The organism is Mycobacterium sp. UM_Kg1 (assembly GCF_000972925.1).
Classification (GTDB): Bacteria; Actinomycetota; Actinomycetes; order Mycobacteriales; family Mycobacteriaceae; genus Mycobacterium; species Mycobacterium hiberniae.
In genome coordinates this window covers 1-867 of the sequence record NZ_JRMK01000324.1, presented here as the reverse complement: position 1 = coordinate 867, position 867 = coordinate 1, and the positions used below count along the sequence as shown (strand labels likewise).

Sequence of the window (867 nt, the reverse complement as noted above, 5' to 3'; positions counted from 1 at the left end):
GCGTCTGGTACAGCTGCGCTGGCTGCGCCGCAGCGGCCGGGACTACGAACTGGGCATGCGCCTCGTCGAGCTGGGATCCCTGGCGGTACACCAGGACCGCCTGCACAAGGCCGCGCTCCGCAAACTGCACGAACTTCACGCCGCGACCGGCCTGGTGGTTCACCTCGCCGTCCTCGACGGACCCGACGTGGTCTACATGGACAAGGTCGGCGATCACCTGGCGGCGGCAATTCCGACCCGTGTCGGTGCCCGCCAACTGGCGCACTGCACGGCCGTGGGCAAGGCGATGCTGGCGTTTGCCGACGAGCGTGACATCGACGTCTTGAACTCCGCGGCGCTCCCCCGTCGGACCAAGTATTCGATCTCCACACACGCCCAACTCCGTAACGAACTGCTCAAAGTCCGCTCTCACGGCTTCGCGTTCGACCGGGAAGAGTCGCTGCCCGGCTTCGGCTGCGTCGCCGCCCCCATCGGCGACCCGGGCGAGGCGGTCGCCGCCATCTCGGTCTGCGGGCCGATGAACCGGATAAAGCTGGACCAGCGGTTGGTCGCTCCGGTGCGTATCGCCGCGATGGGCATCTGGCAGGCGGTCGACTGCGGGGCCGTTCGCGTGTCTCCCACCCTGCAGCAGATGCGACCGCTGCGCGGCGGCCCGACCGCGCGATCGGCGGCCGGCGCCGGGAACCTGCACCTCGCATGATCCTCGATTCGCAGATCGCACGGGTCATCGAAGTGCTCAACGCGGGGTTCCCGCCGGTGCACACGATGACCGGCGCCGAGGCCCGAGCCGTCATCCGCTCGCGATTCACTCCGGTGGCCGATCCCCGACCGGTGGCGCAGGTAGATGACCTGTCTCTTATACACATC

1 protein-coding gene and 1 pseudogene are annotated in these 867 nt (G+C 68.4%); both read left to right on the top strand.

The window, feature by feature from the left end; translation table 11 throughout:
- Positions 1-700: IclR family transcriptional regulator (locus LI92_RS21360; protein WP_046322567.1), on the top strand; the 700-nt coding region annotated here is incomplete at its 5' end.
- A pseudogene (locus tag LI92_RS24455) lies at positions 697-867 on the top strand (alpha/beta hydrolase); the annotation flags it as partial. The gene LI92_RS21360 and the pseudogene LI92_RS24455, both read left to right, overlap by 4 nt.